Origin of the sequence: Psychrobacter sp. P2G3, from assembly GCF_001593285.1 — a bacterium.
In the GTDB taxonomy this organism is placed as follows: Bacteria; Pseudomonadota; Gammaproteobacteria; order Pseudomonadales; family Moraxellaceae; genus Psychrobacter.
Map to the genome: position 1 here is coordinate 526,232 of NZ_CP012529.1, position 18,842 is coordinate 545,073.

Annotated in this window: 12 protein-coding genes; 6 read left to right on the forward strand and 6 right to left on the reverse strand. The window is 40.6% G+C overall.

From position 1 onward, the window contains the following. Positions 1-40: 40 nt before the first annotated feature. The 6 genes from AK823_RS02210 to cysM form a co-directional block, all read right to left on the reverse strand. Positions 41-487, reverse strand: coding sequence for a hypothetical protein (locus AK823_RS02210; RefSeq protein WP_228138900.1), 447 nt, complete (start codon positions 485-487; stop codon positions 41-43). A 163-nt stretch (positions 488-650) separates the two neighbouring features. Further along, positions 651-1,571, reverse strand: a complete 921-nt coding sequence (mutM, locus tag AK823_RS02215) for a bifunctional DNA-formamidopyrimidine glycosylase/DNA-(apurinic or apyrimidinic site) lyase (RefSeq protein WP_068034359.1) — start codon at positions 1,569-1,571, stop codon at positions 651-653. Positions 1,572-1,726: 155 nt separating this feature from the next. Beyond that, positions 1,727-4,285, reverse strand: coding sequence for a bifunctional (p)ppGpp synthetase/guanosine-3',5'-bis(diphosphate) 3'-pyrophosphohydrolase (locus AK823_RS02220; RefSeq protein WP_068325866.1), 2,559 nt, complete (start codon positions 4,283-4,285; stop codon positions 1,727-1,729). Positions 4,286-4,724: 439 nt separating this feature from the next. Next, positions 4,725-6,266, reverse strand: coding sequence for a 23S rRNA (uracil(1939)-C(5))-methyltransferase RlmD (gene rlmD, locus AK823_RS02225; protein WP_068325868.1), 1,542 nt, complete (start codon positions 6,264-6,266; stop codon positions 4,725-4,727). Positions 6,267-6,383: 117 nt separating this feature from the next. Continuing rightward, complete coding sequence (locus AK823_RS02230; protein WP_068034364.1) at positions 6,384-7,208, reverse strand: 3'-5' exonuclease; 825 nt, start codon at positions 7,206-7,208, stop codon at positions 6,384-6,386. A 20-nt stretch (positions 7,209-7,228) separates the two neighbouring features. Continuing rightward, positions 7,229-8,182 (reverse strand): cysteine synthase CysM, encoded by a 954-nt coding sequence (cysM, locus tag AK823_RS02235; protein WP_068325870.1) that lies wholly within the window; start codon positions 8,180-8,182, stop codon positions 7,229-7,231. Positions 8,183-8,867: 685 nt separating this feature from the next. Here cysM and AK823_RS02240 point away from each other — a divergent pair. The 6 genes from AK823_RS02240 to AK823_RS02265 all read left to right on the forward strand — a co-directional run bounded on the left by AK823_RS02240 (position 8,868) and on the right by AK823_RS02265 (position 18,840). Beyond that, positions 8,868-12,449, forward strand: coding sequence for an ATP-binding protein (locus AK823_RS02240; RefSeq protein WP_068325873.1), 3,582 nt, complete (start codon positions 8,868-8,870; stop codon positions 12,447-12,449). A gap of 240 nt (positions 12,450-12,689) precedes the next feature. Further along, positions 12,690-13,502: a crotonase/enoyl-CoA hydratase family protein gene (locus tag AK823_RS02245; RefSeq protein ID WP_068325875.1), complete on the forward strand. Its 813-nt coding sequence runs from the start codon at positions 12,690-12,692 to the stop codon at positions 13,500-13,502. Positions 13,503-13,753: 251 nt separating this feature from the next. After that, the gene (locus AK823_RS02250; protein WP_068325877.1) at positions 13,754-15,013 is read left to right on the forward strand and encodes a multidrug effflux MFS transporter; all 1,260 of its coding nucleotides are present in this window, start codon (positions 13,754-13,756) and stop codon (positions 15,011-15,013) included. A gap of 377 nt (positions 15,014-15,390) precedes the next feature. Beyond that, positions 15,391-16,275, forward strand: coding sequence for a transporter substrate-binding domain-containing protein (locus AK823_RS02255; RefSeq protein WP_068325879.1), 885 nt, complete (start codon positions 15,391-15,393; stop codon positions 16,273-16,275). Positions 16,276-16,554: 279 nt separating this feature from the next. Continuing rightward, on the forward strand, positions 16,555-17,442 hold the full coding sequence (locus AK823_RS02260; RefSeq protein ID WP_068325882.1) for a transporter substrate-binding domain-containing protein: 888 nt from the start codon (positions 16,555-16,557) through the stop codon (positions 17,440-17,442). Between the two features lie 516 nt (positions 17,443-17,958). Continuing rightward, positions 17,959-18,840 (forward strand): transporter substrate-binding domain-containing protein, encoded by an 882-nt coding sequence (locus AK823_RS02265; protein ID WP_068325885.1) that lies wholly within the window; start codon positions 17,959-17,961, stop codon positions 18,838-18,840. Positions 18,841-18,842 lie beyond the last annotated feature (2 nt).

The window sequence follows — 18,842 nt, forward strand, 5'->3', positions numbered from 1 at the left end:
TTTAATCCGAGCTAAAATATTTAAAGTGAGAAGTTAGGTTTTAAGGTTGATTAACGATCACATAATCATTGGTATTAATCAAAATCTCTGATGGACGATCAACAACGATACGTACGACATTATCGTTAACACTTTGTGATTTATAAAAATTATCTTCAGCAACCGTACAACCTAAGCAGCGCGCCATAGCATCCCAAGGTTCAACGAATAGTTTTTGCTGAGCTTGATCAGCATTACCACCGATAAGGGAGAAGGGCAGGCTCACAAGATAAGCGGCGGTACCAGCGACTGCGGTGACTAGCTGTAAGGGCTTACCAACGACTGTATCGACTATCATCGTATCATAAGATGGGCCAAAGTCGCCCTCATCTATCTCTATCGCGGCCGAGGCAGGCTGTGTGAACGCTACAATGAAGCTTACGCTTAGAATAGCGGTAAGAAGCTTACTCTTAACAATGCGTTGGGTATTGGCATTAACAGTCATCATGATTTCCTAAAACGTGTAAGCGGTATGAATAATGAGCACTGCTGGTTAAAAGTAATCATAAAACAGCATTGCTTACTTATTAAAGCAAGATGCGTGCCGATAAGCAACATAAAAGCACGTTACACTGTTTTTTGCCCTATATATTATGATAGGACTTTGTTTATTAAACCCGCTGACAACTTGGACAAAATACACTAGCGCGCCCATTAATTTTAATATTATCAAGCGCAGTATCACAATGCGGACATGATTCGCCTTGTTTACCATAGACGTTTAAAGTTTGCTGAAAGTATCCAGTTTGACCACTTGCTACTGTGAAATCACGTAATGTTGAACCACCAAGCTCAATGGCTCGTTGTAGTATGATCTTAATATGATCAACCAAAATTACTATTTGATTGTAAGATACGTTGTGCGCTGGGGTAGCAGGATGTATGGCTGCCAAATATAGACTTTCTGTCGCATAGATATTTCCGACGCCAACGACAACTTGCTGTTCCATAATTACTGATTTGATTGCACGGGTGATAGGGCGTTTCTTAGTTTTCTTGTCCGTCGTTTCATCACCATTACTACGTTGAATCAGCTGGTATAAATAGTCAGCAGTGAAATCGGCTGATAACGGCTCAGGACCTAGATGATCTAAAAGCTTGGCACTATAATCCTTATACCATAACACAGCTCCAAAACGTCTGGGATCATGGTAATGCAATTGCGACTGTATGCCGTTAGCATTGTCAAAAGTGATTACTAAATGATCATGCTTACGTTTATCAGTACCAACGAGATGTTGTTGCAAACTTCCTGACATTCCTAAGTGTATTATCAGCTTACGTTGACGTAAAGAGTTGCTCTCAGTCATAGTTTGACTGTTTTCTACAAGCTCTGCGTTCGGTATAAAGGTAAGGATTAGATATTTTGCGCGGCGCTCTACGTTTTGCAAAGTGTAATCAATCAGAGCGTCTAAGTCAGCAGGCATAAGCCAACGCAATTTTGGCTGAAACACTTCTACAGCGGTTAGTCTTTGTTCCAATAGAGGCGCAAGACTGGTTTTAGTGGTTTCAACTTCAGGTAATTCAGGCATAGTAATTTTCTATAAAAATTTGGAAAGCATTAATTAAAAGTTAAGTTATCAGCTGCATATAACAATATTCTTTAAAATAGAGGTTCAGTTATGCAGGAGATATATTCATGATTAATGCATATATCTCCTGCATGACTACTGTTGATTATTTACCACTAGGCAACAGAACGACGCGCGTGCAGAATTCCCGGTTGCTGCTCAAGCTTGGCAAGTAGTTTGGATAAATGGGCTAAACCTGACACTTCAATATGGAACTTTAAAGAAGCGATATTGTCATCGGTACTTAGGGTTTCAACCTTACGTATGTTGACACTCTCTTTATCAATAACTTGGGTCAAATCACGTAGCAGTCCACGTCTATCATAGGCTTCAATATGGATATCAACGGGTTGATAACGACCGGATTTAGACTTCCAAGCGGCACTTATTTCTCGTTCAGGATCACGCTCAATCAAACGTATATATTCAGGGCAACCGCGATTATGAACACTAACGCCACGAGATAAAGTAATGTAACCAGAGATTGGCTCACCGTGCACAGGGTGACAGCAACCTGCTAGATTAATCTCAATATTATCAAGACCATCAATACAGATTTTATACGCGTCAAGCTTCCCTGTAGCTTTTGGGTCAACACTAGGTGCATATTCTTCTTTTTCTTTTTCAGGCTCAAGATGCAGCTGACGAGAAATATGTCCGGTCAGTTGATGCAGGCCTATATCTCCTGTGACTAGGCCTACGATGATATCGTCAGTGGTGTTGACGTGAAAGAACTGGGTGTAGTCATTCAAGTCAATGCTATTAGGATGTACTGACAGGCGCTCAAGCTCCTTACTAAGCATCTGTTTGCCAATTTCAATATTCTTATCACGGTCTTGCTTATTGAACCATTGGCGTAATTTAGAGCGTGCACGATTGGTATGGATATAACCGAGTGCAGCCACTAGCCAATCACGATTGGGCTCGCGTGATGCTTTAGTAATAATCTCAACTTGCTCGCCAGTTTTTAGCTGGTAAGTGAGTGGTACATAACGCTGGTTTACCCGAGCAGCTTGGGCACGATTGCCTACTTGTGTGTGAACGTAATAGGCAAAATCGAGCACGGTAGCGCCTTTTGGTAGCTCAGTGATGTCACCGTCTCGGCTAAAAATATAAATCCTTTCAAGCTCATCGAAATCGACGATTGGCTCTTCATCTTCAAATTCGTTTAAACCATGATCACTAAAGTCACCATCTGTTTCTAGACCTGAGCGTGTTTGATTGCGTGTCTCATTATTAACAGATAGTAGATGACGTAGGGAGCTGATTCTTTGAGTTAGATAGCTGTCTTTTTTCTTTTTTAGGCCTTCCTTATAATTGACATGTGCACACATGCCAAGCTCGGCTTCAAAGTGCATGCCTTGTGTACGAATTTGTACTTCGAGTGATTTATTTTCAGCGATGACAGCCGTATGTAAAGAGCGGTAGCCATTCGGTTTTGGGTTGGTAATATAGTCATCGAACTGCTCAGGGATATAACGCCACAAGCCGTGTACCAATCCTAAAACATGATAACAATCTGATGGGTTTTCAACCAATACTCGCAGTGCTCGAATATCATAAAGCTGATCAAAAGATAAGCGCTTTAATTTCATTTTGCGGTAAATGGAGTAGATGTGCTTGACTCGTCCTGAAACATCAGCAGTAATATCAGATTCTGCTAAAGCCTCGTTGAGCTTGTCCTGTACTCGCTGAATATAATCCTCACGTTCGCTACGTTTTTCGGATAATAGCTTGGCAATCTCTTTATAACGCTCAGGAGCAAGGTAGCGAAAAGCTAAGTCTTCAAGCTCCCATTTTAGCTGAGCAATGCCTAAACGGTGGGCCAGCGGGGCATAAATGGTCATTACTTCACGAGCTACACGTTGCTGGCGTTCCGGATTGGAAAATGACAACTCACGCATGGCAAAGGTACGTTCAGCAAGCTTAATAAGCACGACGCGCACATCGTTAGTCACTGAAATAAGCATACTGTAGATATTCGATAACTGGTCGCGCTGGTTATTAACGAAGTGATCTTCCAAGCGTTTGTTGCTCTCTATAATGGCAGATAGTTTTCCCATCGCCAAAGCGTCTTTAACTAAGGTCGCGATATCAGTACCAAAGTTTTGCTCGATTTCTACCAAACTGACTAGTGACTTACGTGCGCTACGATAGAGCATAGCCGCGACTAAAGCATCTTCGTCTTGATATAGATAGGTTAGAATATCAGCCATACCAATACCAGTAACATAAGCACCAGAACGCTCAGATTCGCTAGTGTTCATGCGACTGCGGATAAACTCGCAAGCAGTAGATAGATTAGGTACAGAGTCTTGACCAATACGTTTTGCAACGTTATCAAGCCAAGCAGGTACATCAATATTGGCTTGAGCCAAGTCATCGACATTGGATACTTCTGAGAGCATTTGAACGTTATCTAGAAGAATATGCTCTGAATATTCGTTTTCTAGCTTCGGATCATGGTTATGATAAGAGTATCGGGCAGAGCGATCGAAAGTAGTATGGAGTTTGTGAGTTGCCAGCTGTTGTTTGATATCAAGCGGCACTTGAGCATAGCTATTAGCAGATTGATGAGAGCGCTGGCTGGCAACTAATTGTGCTGCCAATGCCGCACTATCAGCATGCGTTGTTTGTCCATCAATCAGCGGTAAACCTTCTCGAATCTTTACCATAGCCGGCTCCTCTTAGCTATTTTCAAAATTTCTTATTGTCTTACCTGCTATGCACAAACTCTCGTTCTAACCCGTAATAAATTATTATCGGATATAACCAACACCGCGGCAAAAGTCCATTTTTGCTAACGATGATAAAGAATTAATGCCCAGTATCTTAAGACTATAAGTGCAAATGCACACAATATTGTTTAACAATACGTATAAAGATTAAATAATACACATACAGACTGTATGGGTATTATTATGTCATTTTAAAGTTGTAATTCAAGCAAGGCTCTGTAGTGATAATGCATATAAGAGTAACTATATCCTAACAAGCTTTTGTTTGTTAAGAAAACGTCCCAGCTGAAGCAATAAAGAACCTAAAAATGTATTCAATAGTCCAGCCCAGATAAGCTAAGCTAAGTTAAGCTAAGTTAAGCTAAGTTAAGCTAAGTTAAGCTGCTACTTTTTCGAAGCGCGCGATTGACTCAACGTGCCCAGTATGACAAAACATATCCATCACTCCAGCATGAGTCAGACGATAACCTTGCTCCAATAGTGCTTTTGTATCACGAGCGAGAGTAGCAGGGTTGCAAGAGACATAAACAATCCGCTCAGCGTTAAACTTAGGTAAATACTGCATAATTTCCCAAGCGCCAGAGCGGGGTGGATCGATAAGTAATGCATCAAAACCTTGATTAGCCCATGGTTTATCTGAGCAATCATGAGTCAAATCTTGAGTATAAAATTCAGTGTTATGAATGTCATTGCGCCGCGCATTCTCTGCTGCACGTGCAGTCATTGCATCACTACCTTCAACGCCTACGACTGAACCGGTTTCTCCGACAAGACGTGCTAATGGCAAACTGAAATTGCCCAAACCGCTGAACAGATCTAGTACGCGTTCACCCGCTTTTAGATCTAATAATTCGCAAGCAAGCTTAGTCATCTGTCGATTAACGGACAGATTTACTTGGGTAAAGTCCGTAGGGATAAACTCAAAAGTAAGATCATATTCTGGCAATTGATAATATAGACGCCCAAACTGCTCGGTCATATCATCAGCGTCAGTTAAAGCAATACGTTTAATACTATCAGCGCCTTTAGACTGTAGATATAACTGCCAGTTGCGTGCAGCAAAAAAGACTTTTAGCTTCTCTATATCTGCTTCAGATAAGGGTGCCAAGTTACGCACAATGAGTGCAACTGGCTGATTGCCATCGGGTAGCTCTGGCATTTGCTCACCCATTGCCAGCTCAAGCTGAGCAATTTTGTCACGGCTCTCAAGCGTACTAATAAGTGTTTTTAAATTCTCAATCTCAAAGCCAATGCGCGGATCTAAGATATGACACTCATTTAACTCTGCCAAAAAGTTACTTGAGCGCTCACGAAAGCCGACCAAAGCGGTTTCTTTTTTGGCGACATAGCGTACGCCCAATCGAGCTTTGGTGCGATAGCCAAGGCGATCACCCACTACCGGCGCAAGCCAAGTATCAGGCTCAACATTCGCTTGATGCACGAGCATCTCCGCAAGTACCGATTGTTTAAAGTTGATCTGACTATCTGGCTGCCAGTGTTGCAAGTTACAACCACCGCATACACCGAAGTGTGGGCAAGGCGGTACAGCGCGTTCAGGGTTTGGATTGGCAGTGATACTAATTGCGTCGCCTTCTTCAAAACTGGTACGGCTATTAGTTAGTTTCACTAAAGCACTTTCACCCGGTAAAGCAAAGCTGACAAAGACCTTTTTGCCATGCTTATCTTCTACATGACCATCGGCCTCACCAAAGCCATTGCCATATACCGCAACCCCGCGACCATCATGCGATAAGCCATCAATAGTAAAAGGTAGTGGCTCTGCCTCTTTTAGACGACGACGCGTCTTTGACGATGGTTTAGATTTTTTCTTATTAGGCGGGATAGTGATCGTTTGGGTATCGTTGACTTGTGACGTAGTATCAGGTGCTGTAGACGTTTGTGAATCGGTGGGTTGCATAAACCTGCCTTAATAATAAATGATAAATAACTAAAAGAATGATGGCGCGTGCTACTATTTATGGCGCTATTTCTATGACTCTGGTTTTTACAATTGGGGTGATTATGGCTTTAGTTTTTATGACTGGGGCGCAGATGACCAATCAGCAATAAACTCATGATGGCGTGCTTTGCCATCTGCTTGAGTGAATTTTGCTAAATAATCACGACTCTGCTGTTGCCAATAAGTATAAGACGGTGACGACAGCTTACCTGTCAGACGCAGCCAGCGTAAATATATCAGCCATGTATTCATGACATCAGATTCGCAATATATCGATAGCGTTTGCCAATCACCCTGGTTAACGAGTTCACCAACCATGCTGCCATCCACATCAGTCTTACCGGGTAGGCCATATAGGCTTGCAACGACATCCATTGCTTCACGTCGACTCGCACCGTATTGGCTAAATCTGTCCATCAGATCCAAATGCTTTGTTTGAAAACGGTTGACGTAATTATCAAAACGCATACTTTTTATACGTTCGCCTTCCTCAAATAACCATGGGGCGGACAAATCGTATTGCATAGCACGGTAAATAAGCACCGGAATATCAAAGCCAGAGCCATTCCAACTAATCAGCTGTGGCAAGGTTTCAATATCATTAAATGCTCGAAAAAACTTGGCAAGAATATCTTTTTCGCTAAATTTATCTGCAGTTAAAGAAAACAAAGAAAACTGTCCATCTTTAATATATAACGCCGATATGCAGACAATACGTTGTAATGGTAAACGCATAAAGTCATGCCCAGCCTCTTGTATTCTGATCGCAGTCAATGCACTTAAAGCATCGGCATTGTTTAAATCAGCCAACTGCGGATAGATACGGCGTGCGGCGTCAGTATCTGCTACTGTCTCAATATCAAAAACCAGTATGGGATTAGCAGGTAGGGCATGTGACATAAATAATCCTAGTTACTTACTTATGCTTGCGTGCTGCTGTCATCAACATTATACAAGCCAGTTGATAGATAACGATCGCCACGATCACAGACAATAAAGGCAATAACGGCATCTGGGTTTTCTTTGGCAACTTGCGTAGCTGCCCATGCTGCTGCTCCTGATGAAACACCTGCAAAGATACCTTCAGTCTTCGACAGTTTACGCATATAGACTTCAGCGATACGCTGATCAATATCCATAACTTCATCGACTAAATCTGCTTCAAAGATACCGGGCATGTAGGCAGCAGGCCAGCGGCGGATACCAGCGATAGAAGCTTCTTCATCAGGTTGCAAACCGATAACTTTAATCGCAGGATTTTGCTCTTTAAGATATTTTGACACGCCTGTGATAGTACCTGTAGTCCCCATTGAGCTAATAAAGTGGGTGATTTTACCATCAGTTTGTGCCCATAGCTCAGGACCCGTAGTCAGATAATGCGCTTGCTTATTATCAGGATTATTAAATTGATCTAATACGATACCCTGACCTTCAGATTGCATTTGTAGCGCTAAATCACGTGCTGCTTCTATTCCTTCGTCTACTTCAATCAAAGTAGCACCATAAGCTATCATCGCATCTTTGCGCTCTTGGGTAGAGTTGGTCGGCATCAGTAGTGTCATTGGATAACCGCGCATAGCGGCGACCATGGCTAAAGCAATGCCAGTATTGCCACTAGTTGCTTCAATCAAAGTGTCACCAGGCTTGATATCACCACGCTGCTCCGCTTGATAAATCATATTAAAAGCAGGACGATCCTTTACAGAACCTGCAGGATTATTACCTTCAAGTTTGGCCAATAACACCGCACCATTTATAATGTTTTCTTCTATAGGCAAACGATGTAATTTCACTAATGGCGTCTGACCAACGCAATCGGCAAGCTCAGTGACTTGAGTAATAAAGTTGGCGTTTGACATGGCCGTAGAGGACATAAGGTATCCTTGTTTATTTTCAAATAATAGTTTGTTTCTTTAAATATAGTTTTGGTTTTTGACTAAGTGTTTCCACAGCTACTAGCCGTGTTAGCTAATGATTGATATAAACGCTCATTAAAGCATTTCAATCATAAAAAAATGGCGACAATTAAAAATTTGCATCATTATATCATTTTGTTTTTAGCTACGCTGATAGCATCAAGATATTTTGGTAAACAAATAGTGCTAAAAACAAGGCTGTGCAAGTAAATTGTCTCCCAGTAATAACTATTAACCATAAACGATGAAGCATTTTTTAGCTATTGGAATATAAAGTAAATACTAAAATCCATAGCAAGTTGGCAGCAATCTTCTAAGTTGTGATTTACAGTCGCTCATCAGCAATGATTTTCGATGACAACCTTTATATCTATAAATACTGTTAAAATACCTAAAATATTTAGAAAGTTAATTATTAGGGCATGGCCTCAATTCAATCGATTATCATCTAAATGGACTAAAAATGGCTAAATTTTGCCAAACAGCTGGTTAATATCTCGATATTATCTGCGCTATTTTCCTTGTTTGACTGCAATTTATCTGATTTTTATCACCATTTTTAAAATGAGGACATGCCCTAGGCAAAACGGCTTATATTTGCTATTTATACATAGCATAAACGTCTGTAGGGATTAAATCTAACATGGCATACAAAAAACGCTTTGATACCAGTAGCGCCTATGGTCAGTTGATCATATTGGTGTTTTTGCCGATTTGTGTGTTGGCAGCGGTCGGTGGCATTCTAGTTTTTCATGAAACTATGCGTGCCAGTGAATCAGAGCAAGAGGCTTTAGCTGAAGCCGTGTTGATTCGTTATAAACCTATGGTAACTGAGCTGATCCCTGCATTGTTGGAGCAAGAACGTCAGCAGTCAAAAGCTAATGAGGAAAATTCTCAAAATATGGTTAGTGATATGGCGGCTGCTAGCCAAGCGGCACTTGAAAACAATATCCGACCTGAAAATCTACCCTTATCTCAAGTACATTCAGACCATTATATTAGTGCTCGTGGTGGTAGATTGAGTAGTGCAATACTATCAGAAGAAGCGCTGGGAGGAATGCCTACCTCTCATTCATCTACTGCTCGAGTAATTGATGAAAGTCTCAGTGCGACAACTGATGCTCCTAAAGGCGCCATGGCAACATTGGTATCGATTCGCGATAGACTGAGTCGTATGCAGTCGGAACAGCATGTACAACGCATTGCAATTATCAATGAGAATGATCAGGTGCTCGCGACGGTAGGTTATGGGGTTAGTGAAAGCTGGCCTTTAATTGATACGTCGCAAAATTTTTTATCACAGCAAGCCACGCCTATTGGTACGGCTTATGGCAGCGTATTGGGTGATTTTGAAGGACAAAGATTGTGGCTGTTCGTCGATATGGATAATGAACCGCTTTACATTGCGCGCTACCGTATCGCTATGGCGCTGGTTATTACCGGTCTCTTTACTATCTTAATCTTGCTGTTGAGTCTTAATATTTATGCCAAACGCTGGATTGCGCCTATTTATGAGCTGCGTTTGCAGCTACAGCGTACTCATGTAGATAATTTATATAAGCCTATTCCAGTAGAGTCCGATGGTGAGTTGAACTTGCTGCAACAAGACTTGGTAAAAACTTTACGGCGCTTGCACTCAAGTTTTCAAGAATTAAAAGATCATGCTGAACAGACCGAGGATGACTTACGTCTGGCTTTTGATGAGATGGAAATGCAAAACATCTCTATCCGCAATGCGCGTGATGATGCGATTTCAACCAGCCAAGCCAAATCTGCATTTTTAGCCAATATTAGTCATGAGCTGCGGACACCGCTGAATAGCATCGATGGTTTTATCAATCTGCTGGCACGCCACGGTGAGCTAAATCCTGAGCAAGACTTATATGTGCATACGATTCGTAAATCGTCTGCGCATCTACTGGCGCTCGTGAATGATGTGTTGGACTTCTCTAAGATTGAAGCAGGTAAGTTGGTGCTTGATCGTCATGAGTTTGACCTTTACGACACCATATATGACGTGGTCGATATGCTCTCTCCAGTATCGGCGGAGAAAGGCCTACGTATGGCCGTGTTGTTCTACAATGATGTGCCAATGCGCATTGTGGGTGATGCGCTACGCCTTAAGCAGGTTTTGACCAATCTAGTCGGTAATGCCATTAAGTTTACAGATAGCGGTGATGTAGTAGTGCGGGTAAGCTTGGACGATCATCGCGATAATTATCTGATGATTAGTGTCCAAGATAGTGGTAAAGGGATTTCTCTAGCAGATCAAAAGATGTTATTTCAAAGCTTTAGCCAAGGCGATCCATCCATTACACGTCAGTATGGCGGCACAGGGCTGGGCCTTGTAATCTCTAAGCAATTAACGCGCCTTATGGGCGGTGATATTGGTTTTTATGATAACGCCCAAGAGAACATAGCCAATCAAGGGGCGACGTTTTGGTTCCGCATGCCAACTCATATCGATGTGTTAGAAGCGGCGACAGGGCAGACCATTGCATTACCGGTACTGGCGCCACTTGCCAGCGAAAATGATGAATTTAACGTCTTGGTTTGGATCAATCACAACGCTTCCAGACAAGTACTCAAAGCCAGCTTGCAGACCTTACCGATTAAGCTTACTCAGGCCAACTCTTTGCCAGGTGTGCTTGAGTCGCTCAAAGAGCAGGGCAATTATTGGGACTGGGTAATCGTTGATAATGATACTCAAGATGACATGATGGCACTGCTTAAACAAATTCGTTTGCATTATCAAGGTAAGCTCGCTGTCTTTGGCTATCAGGTTGCCGCCGATCAGGCACTATTGAACCGTTATCACGCCAATATCCTATATGAGCCGTTGGATAAAAGGCAGCTGTATGCCATGCTTGATACCCAAAAGAAAAGCGAACCAATCGAAGCGCAAGCACCGCGCTGGCATGGCGTGACTGTGCTTGCTGTAGACGATCATCTGCCCAATCTCTTGGTGTTAGATGCACTTCTCAGCGAGCTTGGCATTCACGTCATTACTGCCAATAGTGGCTTTGATGCTATTGAATTGATTAGTAAACAGCAAACTAAAAATATAAAAAATGCTAAACCTACTCAGCAAAGCTTATCCAACAAAACGCAGATTTCAAAAGCCCAAGCTCGTGCTCAAATCAATACAGCTTCTACTAATACTGCATCGACTACAGATATGCACACAGAAGAAAAATCGGCTAACTCAAAAAATAAGGCGCAAGATAAGGCACAGGATAAAGACAGTATCGATCTTATCTTTATGGATATCCAAATGCCGCGCATGTCAGGACGCGAGGCAGCGCAGCAAATTCGCAAAATCGAAGTCGGTGATAGTCATATTCCTATTATTGCGTTAACCGCGCATGGATTATCTGACGAGCGTGACAAGCTGCTCGCGTGCGGTATCGATGATTATGTTGGCAAACCAATCAGCCAACCGCAATTGTTACAAGTGCTACAAAAATGGTTAGGGCGCACGTCAACCACACAAAGTCTGAGCACAGTTACGCCTGCTGATGATATTAATAGCATAGCTCCTGAGGTCATAGATAGTGCTAGTGTCAGCACGCCAAAAAGCACGCCAGTAGATAAACCAGTACCGCGCCCATTATCATTAAAGAAAATTCGTGACGATTATATGCGGGATATTCAACCTCGTGATGATTATATGCGAGAACCGCAACGTGTTACTCAGCCGCGTTATCAAGGCTTACAATACCAAGACCAACTGCAAGAGTCTTCCAGCGAACAAGATGGGCAATCACAAGAGCAGTCGTCAAAAGACAACGGTTGGAAGAGTAGTGCTATTGATGGACTAAAGGTATTGGACTGGGAAGACGCCTTGACCCGTTCGGCGAATAAGCCAGATCTTGCTGCTAAGCTAATCATTATGATGATTGATACGATTGCAGATGAAAAAGACGCCTTGGCTCAAGCATGGCAGGCACGAGACCGAAACATGCTCGCGCAAGTTGCGCATCGAATCTTAGGTGCAAGTCGTTATACTGGTGTTCCGCAATTACGGCAAGCTAGCCAAGACTTAGAAGATAAGTGCTTATTAAATGTACAACACACTACGCCAGCACAGTTTGCAATGCTCAAGCCTTATCATGAAGCCCTATTGCTCGCGTTGACCAATTTACAGATGCTTGATCTATCTCCATACCCGCAATTGACCTATCACCGTCTAAGCGAAAATGATATGACATGGAAGATGATTTAATGAGAATAAAAAATAAGTTGAATAAATATTGGCTAAAATAATAGGCTAGATAAGTAGTAAATAGCTATTTGATAAGTTATTTATAATGTCATGGAAACGTGTTTTTAAACATAAAGATATTGATAGCGCTACAGTCAATTATTCGTAAGGTATAGCAGATATAAGCCTGTTAAGATTGATAGCATGTTGCAGCTAAAATGAACATTATCTTATCTCCCTCATTTATTATTAAGGATCATTATGCATGCTATCACCGCCTATCAATATAAAACCCTGCAAGTCAGCGTGACTGAAAATATTGCAACCGTTACGATAAATCGGCCAGAAAAAAAGAATGCCATGAGCTTTAAAGTAGTTGATGAACTGATTGCTGCTGCTGGGCACATTAGCAAGGATAAAACGTTGCGTGCTGTCATTCTTAATGGTGCTGAAGGGACGTTTTGCGCTGGTATTGATCTGGGTGATTTAAATCATCCTAAAAATCAGGCTTATGCATTTTGGGAATTAATCAAACCATGCCAGAGTTTATTTCAGCGAGTTTGTTTGGTCTGGCGTGATGTACCAATTCCCGTGATTGCCGTATTAGAAGGATATTGTATCGGAGCAGGTTTGCAGTTGGCATTGGCCTGTGATGTACGTATCAGTCATCCTGATTGCAAGCTTTCTATTATGGAAGCTAAATGGGGTTTGGTGCCAGATATGGGACTAACGCAATCAGCGCTAGGAGTAGTGCGTGCAGACGTCCTAAAAGAGCTGGCGATGAGTGCACGTACCATTGATGCAGAAGAAGGGAAGCAATTGGGATTGATTAGTCATTGTAGCGAGTCGCCATTACAACAGGCGCAGACACTTGCTGCTGAGTTCGCCGAGCGTTCTCCTGATGCAGTACTTGCTAGCAAGCGAGTCATCAATGCGATGTATCAGCAATCGAATATTACTTTGTATAAAGAAAAAATGTGGCAATTGAAGCTAATGATGGGACGCAACCGTAAGTTTGCATTAAAGAAAGCCAAGCAAGCCAGCACTGCTTTCGCTAAACGCCAATTCCGTTAAGCTGGAACATATCTTAAGGCATTATTTTAGTTGATTTTTAATTGTCAGGGTTTGTTCTATTAACGTTATACATCTATTGAAATATAAGCGAGCAGTACGATATAACACTGTCAGCTTATGTACCTAGGTTTATAAACACTTATGTATGCATAATTATTATTTTTAGTAGTCTATTTTTATTCATAAATAAAATCTACAAGCAATTAAAATATCAATAACAAAATAATAAACCTATATAAAACGGCCTAACTATGTCTGCTCCAAAATCCTCTCTGCCTAATAGACCTGTTGCTTCTGAGCGCGTGCGTTCTGCTGATTTGCCCGTTGCATGGATTATGATGCTCGGGCTGATTGTTGCGGTAGGACCATTATCCATTGATATGTATTTACCTGCATTACCATCAATGGCAGATGATTTTGGCGTATCAACGGCATTTATGGCTAACTCTGTTCCTGCCTATTTTTTTGGTTTAGTGTTTGGTCAACTGTTCTACGGTCCTTTTAGTGACCGCGTTGGTCGCGTCAAGCCTTTATATATGGGTATGACCTTATATGTGATTGCATCCATTATTTGTGCTACGACCAGTAACGAGTATGTCTTATTCGCTGGGCGTACGTTGCAAGCACTTGGGGCATGTGTAGGTGCCGTCGTTACTCGCGCAGCAATTCGTGATCGTCTTACTGCCAAACAAACTGCCAAAGCTTTTTCTATTATGATTTTGGTAATGGGGTTAGCGCCGATATTGGCTCCATCTCTCGGTGCGCTATTTTTGCAGTTCTTTGATTGGCATTCTATTTTTTGGTTTTTGGCAGCTTTTGGGGTGCTCAATCTACTATTAACCAAGTTCTTCTTTTTTGAAACCCTCACTGAAGAAAACCGTAATATTCGCCCGGCTAAAGAAGTACTGAGTCAGTATTGGAGCCTATTAAAAGATCCTAGCTTTAACTATCCAGCGATTGGTGGTGGGCTATTGATGGGGGCGATGTTTGTCTATATTAGCTCTGCTTCCGAGTTAATTATGGACACTTATGGCATATCAGCGACGCATTTCGGTTGGCTCTTTGGGATGAATGCTGCAGGGTTTGTAGCATTAACTCAGCTCAACCAATGGCTTACCAATCGCTTTCGTATCTTAAGCATATTACGCTTTGGCGCGATGATGCAGGTGATTTCTGCGGGCGTACTGTTCGTTGTAGGTGTCTTTCTTGGTACTGATGCTTGGCTGCCATTAGTACTTGCCTGTATTTTCTTCTGTATCTCAGGTTTAGGTTTAACTCAACCGAACGCCTCTGCCATTGCTCTGGCTTTTCAAAAACGCCGTGCTGGTATGGCGAGTGCATTGCAAGGCTCGCTCATGTTTTCGGTCGGTATCTTTGGTGGGTTATTGTTAAATCTGTTTCCGGTCAATCCAGTACTTAAGATTGGTATTGCCATGTTTGCGTTGATGAGTCTTGGCTGCTTCTTAATTTGGCAGATAGACCGTAATCTGGATTTAGATGATGCAGAATAGCTAACGAACAAATTAAACTACATTTTAATTAAAAAGCATTTATACGTTTAATACGTGACGAATGCTTTTTTTATGTCTTTATTAAAATATGAGTAAAACTCAAATACAAGTAAGCCCAGTTAATAAAGTTCCTACTGTCTGTTTCATCTTAAATCAGTGATTATTCGTTCAAATTCTCCTAATAATAGTTGTTAATACCACTTGTCAACTTATCTGCCCACCTGTCTATATTTATGTATATGTCCATAGCTATCAAAAAGTTACTGAAGTATTATCGAATGTAATAGTTTGTATTTAATATTATGAAGATATTCTACAAATCTATTAAGTTTTTATTCGAGGTATAGCAAATATTTTCTAATGTTCAAGGATGAGTTATGAAGACATTGTATAAAGTACTTCCAATTATGTTAAGTGTTGGATTGTTTGGATGTAGCAACTCCACTAATAACGCGACTACGCAAGAGAATGCTAATAACAGTAGTACAGCAGCTGTTGAAAACAAAAGTCAATTTGTAAGTAAGTTGCCTGATACAGCGCCAATAGTGAAGCTTTCTACTGATGCACAGTTTGCGCCTTATGGTTTTAACGATGAGTACGGTAGTGTCACTGGGTTTGATATCGATCTCATGCGTCAGATCGGTGAAGATCAAGGATTTAAAGTCGAGATCTATAGTGATCCATGGGAAGAGGTGTTTGAAAACTTAGATAACAAAACTCGAGATATGCTTGCAGCAGCTGTGCCTTATAGTGCTGAGCGTGATCGGAAGTACTTACTTTCAGATCCATATGCGCCGCTACCATCAAGCCTTGTATATTTAGATAAATCCTTAGAACTCAAATCGTTAAAAGATTTAGGTAGTGTCAAAATAGGAGTGCTCGGTGATACGGTACAACATAAATATTTTAGTAGCGGTGAAAACAAAGTTGAATCTGTCACTCCATATCCATCAACTTTCTTAGCAGTAAAAGCAATGGCACAAGGTGAAGTCGACGCTGTCGCAGAGGATGCTGGTGCCCTTCGTTATATTATGAACGACCTGCCTGACTTACAACCAAATTATTTCGACTATGAAGATATTCATGCAGAAAGTGCATACAAAGTACTCCTTGTTGAAAGAGATCAACCTGAGTTACTTGAGAAGGTAAATGCAGGTCTAAAAAGTCTTAAAGAGAATGGTACTTATGCCACCTTAACCACAAAGTGGTTTGGTGAAGATTTGACGCAAGCAGTTTCACAGCAGCGTAAACCAAATACTTAATATTTATGAGGTAAAAAAACTTTTAATTAATTAAAAGTTTTTCTCTAAAGAGCATTCATGCGTATGAATGCTTCTTTTTGTTTTATATGTTCAACAATGTTCTTCACTATTATTCGTCTAAGAACAAGTGTTATTTGTTCGGATAATACAGATCAGTACTACTTTTAAGTGATGAATAGCTGTTGCTATTGGAAAGTTACTTAATTATCAATCAGTGTAACAATCTATTAGATTGTTATTAAAAGAAATATAAAATTTCTTAAAATTTGGGGACAAAAGATGAAAACCTTGTATAAAGTACTTCCGATCATACTAAGTGTTGGTTTGTTTGGTTGTGGCAACTCTAGTACTTCTAATAATGCCGCTACTCAAGAAAGCACTAGTACGCCTACTACCAAAGGTAAAGATGACTTTGTTAGTAAGTTACCTGATACAGCCCCTGTGATTAAGATGGGTACTGAAGCAAACTATGCTCCATATGAGTTTAAGGACGAATACGGCAATGTTACTGGATTTGATATAGAACTCATGAATCATATTGGTGAGTCTCAAGGCTTTAAGGTTGAGGTCTATAATGATCCTTGGAAGAAGCTGTTTGATAATATAGATAGTAAGAATAGAGATATGGTGGCAGCTGGTCTTACTTACAGTGATGAAAGAAATAGCAAATATTTACTGTCAGATGCTTATGCGCCCCTGCCTACCAGCCTAGTGTATTTAGATGATAAATTGAATATCAAGTCATTAAATGATTTGAATGACGTGCGTATTGGTGTATTAAGCGATTCTGAACCTTATCAGTTTTTTGCAAAAGGCGATTATAAAGTGGGTGCTCTAGAACAGTATCCAACCACATTTGCAGCAGTACAAGCTATGGCACAAGATAAAGTCGATGCGGTCGTAGATGATTCTGGTGTTATTCGCTATTTATTAAACGATTTATCAGATTTAACGCCAATATATTTTGACTATGAAGGTATTGGTGCAGATGGTGCTCGAAAAGTTTTCCTCATTGATAAAAATCAGCCTGAATTACTTAAAAAGGTCAATGCAGGGCTAGAAGGGTTAAAAAAAGATGGTACTTATGCTGTGTTAACGACAAAATGGTTTGGTGAAGACTTGACTGAAACGGCTTTAAAACAGCAAAAAATGTTAAAGACAAGCTAGAAATCGATAAAATCAAAGCGATCTGACCTTTTATATTGTTTTTTACAAAAAAGCATTCATACGATTAATACGTATGAATGCTTTTTTGTGTTCCTAACAAAATATAAGCCTACCTAAACTCGAAACTGTATTTTTCATTAGGCTATAAACGCAAACAGATGTTTATATACCATCAAATGAAAATAGATATCATTTACTATCCGCTTACCTTGATTGCTTTTGCAAAGTTACTTAAGTATTATTCATTGTAAATTTCTGTAATAAAGATATGGTTTATTTGTCGTAGAAACATACTAAATTGTTATTGGATGCATTTTTAGAAAATATTGAATCAATAACTTTTTATCAAAAGATTCTATCGTTGAAGGCTATCTGCCTTCACTACGGCATATCAATACACTATACAAAAGATACGTAAGCAAAATTATTTTTCATTCTGCATAAATGACTAAATATTAAAGCTAGCGATCATTACTAACTAAAACGTACATGTTTTTCAATTTTCAAGGACAGATCATGAAGCAATTATATCGAGTACTTCCTATCGTACTAAGTGTTGGGTTATTTGGCTGTGGCAATTCTAATAATGCTACTACTACTGCTACGCAAGAGAGCGCAAATACCAACAGTCCAGCAGTAACAGAAAGCAAAGATACTTTTGTAAGTAAGTTACCTGATAGCGCTCCAGTAATTAAAGTAGCTACAACGGGTACGATGCCTCCATTCTCTTTCCAAGATGACTACGGCAATATGCAAGGTATCGATATTGATGCAATCCGCGCAATCGGTGAAGAGCAAGGCTTTAAGGTTGAGTTTTATAAAGAGACTTGGCAGGATATGTTCGATAGTGTGGAGAGTGGTGGTCGTGATCTAGCGGTATCGGGTATCTCTTACAAAGACGACCGTAACGTAAAGTATGGCCTATCAACACCTTACTTTTTCAATCCATCAGCCATGATGTACTCAAATAAAGATTTAAAACTAAATAGTTTAGAAGATTTAGGAGGGTTGCATGTTGCAGGTATGGAAGGCGCAAAACCAGCAGAGCAGTTAAAAGAGATTGGTAAATATGGTGAGCTTTCTACAAGAACCACAGCCTTTTTACTATTTGAAGACTTGATGCAAAATAAGGTTGACGTCATCCTACATGATTTGCCTATTTTGCAATATACCGCAAAAACTCATCCAGAATATAAAGTCACTATCGTGCCTTATGAAGGAGAGGATACGCCATCAGCACAACAAGTAGTACTTATAGCAAAAGGTAACACTGATTTAATTAAAACTGTTAACGAAGGCATCACCAAGCTTAAAACAGAAGGCACGTTTAAAGCGATTGAAGAGAAATGGTTAGGTGGAACTCAACCTGCTGCCGAAACTACTGAGCAAGCAAACTAAAG

What these genes read in the sequence shown, in the direction of transcription:
- AK823_RS02210 (WP_228138900.1), bottom strand. Translation starts at nt 487, where the DNA reads ATGATGACTGTTAATGCCAATACCCAACGCATTGTTAAGAGTAAGCTT.
- mutM (WP_068034359.1), bottom strand. Translation starts at nt 1,571, where the DNA reads ATGCCTGAATTACCTGAAGTTGAAACCACTAAAACCAGTCTTGCGCCT.
- AK823_RS02220 (WP_068325866.1), bottom strand. Translation starts at nt 4,285, where the DNA reads ATGGTAAAGATTCGAGAAGGTTTACCGCTGATTGATGGACAAACAACG.
- rlmD (WP_068325868.1), bottom strand. Translation starts at nt 6,266, where the DNA reads ATGCAACCCACCGATTCACAAACGTCTACAGCACCTGATACTACGTCA.
- AK823_RS02230 (WP_068034364.1), bottom strand. Translation starts at nt 7,208, where the DNA reads ATGTCACATGCCCTACCTGCTAATCCCATACTGGTTTTTGATATTGAG.
- cysM (WP_068325870.1), bottom strand. Translation starts at nt 8,182, where the DNA reads ATGTCCTCTACGGCCATGTCAAACGCCAACTTTATTACTCAAGTCACT.
- AK823_RS02240 (WP_068325873.1), top strand. Translation starts at nt 8,868, where the DNA reads ATGGCATACAAAAAACGCTTTGATACCAGTAGCGCCTATGGTCAGTTG.
- AK823_RS02245 (WP_068325875.1), top strand. Translation starts at nt 12,690, where the DNA reads ATGCATGCTATCACCGCCTATCAATATAAAACCCTGCAAGTCAGCGTG.
- AK823_RS02250 (WP_068325877.1), top strand. Translation starts at nt 13,754, where the DNA reads ATGTCTGCTCCAAAATCCTCTCTGCCTAATAGACCTGTTGCTTCTGAG.
- AK823_RS02255 (WP_068325879.1), top strand. Translation starts at nt 15,391, where the DNA reads ATGAAGACATTGTATAAAGTACTTCCAATTATGTTAAGTGTTGGATTG.
- AK823_RS02260 (WP_068325882.1), top strand. Translation starts at nt 16,555, where the DNA reads ATGAAAACCTTGTATAAAGTACTTCCGATCATACTAAGTGTTGGTTTG.
- AK823_RS02265 (WP_068325885.1), top strand. Translation starts at nt 17,959, where the DNA reads ATGAAGCAATTATATCGAGTACTTCCTATCGTACTAAGTGTTGGGTTA.